Here is a 3,764-nt window from a genome sequence, read left to right on the forward strand (position 1 = left end):
AGCCTGGGCCAAGTCCAGCTTTGTGGCGACTTCATTGGTGCCGGAGAGGTAATCGAACTCTGGCTCATCACCGCCCAATGCCGCATCTTCCGCCGTGAATGACGGTTCGATAGGCGGATGCTCCAGACTCTGGGACAGGCGATCCAGCTCAGCGTTGACGTCATCCAGCTCCGATGCAAAAGCATCGGGCTTGGCCGCCGACGGAGCAATAGGCTCGTCTGCCAGGGACAGGTCGAAGTCTACCGGCAATTCGAACTCGTCCAGCGCGGCAGGTGTCAAGGTTGGCGGCTCAACCGCTGGCACGCTCTTCATTGAGTCTTCAAGCCCCGAGAGAAAATCATCATCGGTCTGCGAGGATGGCGGATCAAGCTGCAGGTCCAGGTCGAAGTCCGACAAGTCGTCCGCACCGGTCTTGGCTTCAGTCTGCTGCTGCAGAAGTGCCTCGAACGTCTGTTGATCCGCCTTGACCTCGGCTGGCGACACGGCCTTCAGGTCGTCCAGGCTCAAGTCGAAATCCGTGTCAAAAGGCTCTGGTTCCGGGGCTGGAGCGGCTGGTTTGTCTTCCAACAGGTCCTTGACGTACTGCGCATCCAGGGCTGCCGCTGCGACAGCAGCACTGACACCCGCCGCCAGCACGGCCATGGCCGGAAAACGGCTCTTGAGCTGCTCGACCTGGGCATGGTTCTCACCATTGGCCACCAGCTGACGTTCCTGGGTGACAAAACCGTCCTTGTCGTTTTGCAGGCCGTAGACTTCCATCAGCTTCAAACGCAAGTCGCTGCGCTTGGGCTCATGCTTGATCGCCTGTTCCAGCACGTCAGCGGCCTGGTTCAGGTGGCCGCGGTCAATATGGGATTGGGCCTGGGCCAACGCATCGCCGGCGTTTTCCGGGGCAACGGCTACGGCCAACGGGGCCAGCACGGAAGCCACCGTGGGCGCCACAACGGGCTCAACCACCGGCGCGGGTGCCGGAGCAGCCGCCAGCTTGACGCTCGGCGGTGGTACTTCCAGACCTTCAAAACTGTCAGGTGGCAAGTCATGGTCGATATTCGGCGCGAACGCCGGCTCTTCGGCCAGGGCCCGCGCCATGCGCAGGTGCTTTTCTTCTTCACGCCGGGCATTGCGATGGCGCGCCCACAGCAGCAGAAGCAACAACACCACCAGGCCCGCCGCACCACCCACTACCCCCAACACAATCGGATTGGTCAGCAGTTCGTTGAATTTCCCTTCGGTACTGGCAGGCGCTGCGTCAGTCTTGGCCGCTTCAGGAGCTGGCGTCGGGGCTACGGGTGCCACAGGCGTCGTCGGTGCAGCCGCTGGCTCACCGGCCAATTGAGCTGGCATCGCTGCCGTCGCTGCGGCGACCGGGTCACCTTTCTCCGCCTGCAACCTGGCCAATTGATCATTTTTCAGCTGAATCAGCTTTTGCAGTTTGTCCAACTGGCTTTGCAGGTCTGCCGCCCGGCTTTTCAGTTCGGCATTGTCGCGGCGAGTGGTGTCCAGCTCTTCCTGGGTCATTGCCAGTTTGTCGCTCAGCGCCCGGCTATCACCGGCCTTGCCCTTGGCACCCTTCTTGGCGGACTCAGCCGAGACCAGGCTCAAGTTGTCCTTGCCCGTGGTACCCGACGGAGCATTGCCCGCCTCGGTGCGCTTGGTGGCGTCCAATTGAGGCTTGCCCGCCGCCGCTTGATTGGTCGCGGTGCGACGCCCCTGGCGCCACGCCGTGTTTTGCGCGCTCACTTCGGCAATGGCTTGCGACTGCGGCAGGCTGGTCGCTTGCACACGGTCCGGCAGGCGCAGGACCTGACCGGTCTTCAGGCGGTTGATATTGCCATCGATAAACGCATCGGGGTTAAGCGCCTGGATCGCCAGCATGGTTTGCTGGACCGACGCGCCATTGCGATTCTTCTCGGCAATTTCCCACAATGTGTCGCGGGAGGTGGTGGTGTGCTGTGCGGGCTTGCTACTGGCAGGCGCAGCGCCAGTCGGCGCGCTCAGGCGCGGCGCGGGCGCGCTGGCAACCGGTGCCGGCTGATCAAACTTGGCCGGATCGAGCAGCACGCTGTAGTCACGCATCAAACGGCCATTGGGCCATTGCACCTGCAACAGGAAGCGTACGTAGGAATCCGGCAGCGGCTTGTTGGACGTGACACGCACCACACTGCGGCCATTGGGGTTAACCACCGGAGTGAACGTCAGGTCATCGAGAAACGCCTGGCGATCCACACCGGCATCCACAAACGCCTGGGACGAAGCCAGGCTCGGTGTGATCTCGGACGCCGTAAGGCCACCGACATCGAGCAATTCGATCTCCACCGACAGGGGCTGGTTCAGCTTCGACTTGAGGGTCATCTCCCCAAGCTGCAGCGCCTGCGCCATACCGGAGGACAGCGCCGAGGCGGCCGCTATTGCTAACACCAGTTTGCGAACTTGAACCATAGCCTCATCCTTTGTCTGAACACTCCCCGGCCTGCGAGAAGGTTGGTAACCGCTGCCATAAGGCATGGCGAGCCGATAGGTCACCGACGCGCTTCTATTCCGCTTCGGGCCAAGCATAGCGCTTGGCTAGAATCAATCTACAAATTGCCGCCAAGTATCTTTTACACAAGGCGTTTTATCAACAACTGCGCCAGCTGTACGGCGTTGAAGGCCGAGCCTTTGCGTACGTTATCTGACGTCAGCCACAGATTTAGTTCCGCCGGGTCGTCCACGCCAGCGCGAACCCGTCCTACGTACACCACATCCTGGCCAACCGCATCGCCCACCGCCGTTGGGTAATCGCCCTCCTCCACAAGTTCGATTCCAGGTGCTGCGTCCAAAGTGCGATTGACGGCCACAAGATCGACCGGCGCGCCCAGTTGCAACGAGACAGTCAGGCTATCGCCAAAAAACACCGGGGCTTGAACGCAGGTGGCGGAAATTTTCAGCAAAGGCATTTCCAATACTGCGCGCAGTTCGTGGACGAGGCGTTTCTCCAAGGCTGTATGTCCTTGGGCATCCGGGGTGCCAACCTGGGCCAGCAGGTTGAAGGCCATTTGCCGATCGAAAAACTGCGGTTCCAGCGGACGCACATTCAGCAGCTCGGCGGTTTGCCGGGCCAATTCACTGACGGCCTCGCGACCCTGGGCAGATACCGCCAGGTTGGCAGTGACGCTGACGCGCTGGATCTCCAGCATGCCACGCAGCGGCGCGAGCACCACGGCCAGGTTGGTCGCCGACGGGCTTGGGCTACCGAGCTGGAAGGGCTTTTTCAAACCATCGAGAACATGGGCATTGGCTTCCGGCACGACTTGAGGCGCCTGATCGGCGGGCAAGGCACCGGACAGGTCGATCACCGAGCAGCCGGCCGCAGCAGCACGCGGGGCGAAACTCAGCGTTACCGCCGGGCCTGCCGCAAAGAACGCCAGCTGCGCCTTGCTGAAGTCGAACTCATCGACTTCCTTGACCCGCACGTTCTTGCCGCGAAACGGCACCGATGCGCCTGCGGAATTGCTGCCCGCCAGCAGATAAAGAGTGCCCACCGGGAAGTCCAGCTCTTCGAGGATCTGCACCAAGGTTTCACCAACGGTGCCGGTGGCGCCGATCACGGCGATTTCAAAGGTCTGGGTCATGGGGGCTGCCTCGGGCATTGCGGGGGGAGCGGCACTTTACCGGGTGGCTGGGGGTGAGGCAATTAACCTAGCTTTTGCGGCATGGCCGATGGCCCCATCGCGGGCAAGCCCGCTCCCACATTTTGATTTGTGAACACATTCAAAGTGTGGGAG

2 protein-coding genes are annotated in these 3,764 nt (G+C 61.7%); both read right to left on the reverse strand.

All coding sequences use genetic code 11. The annotated features are described in order from the left end of the window. A partial coding sequence (locus tag ACRESD_RS07465) for a FimV/HubP family polar landmark protein (RefSeq protein ID WP_431750338.1) occupies positions 1-2,439 on the reverse strand: 2,439 nt, incomplete at its 3' end. A 161-nt stretch (positions 2,440-2,600) separates the two neighbouring features. Further along, entirely contained in the window at positions 2,601-3,611 is a 1,011-nt protein-coding gene (locus tag ACRESD_RS07470; RefSeq protein WP_431750339.1) for an aspartate-semialdehyde dehydrogenase, read from the reverse strand. Positions 3,612-3,764 lie beyond the last annotated feature (153 nt).

It is taken from the genome of Pseudomonas sp., from assembly GCF_050739995.1.
In the GTDB taxonomy this organism is placed as follows: Bacteria; Pseudomonadota; Gammaproteobacteria; order Pseudomonadales; family Pseudomonadaceae; genus Aquipseudomonas.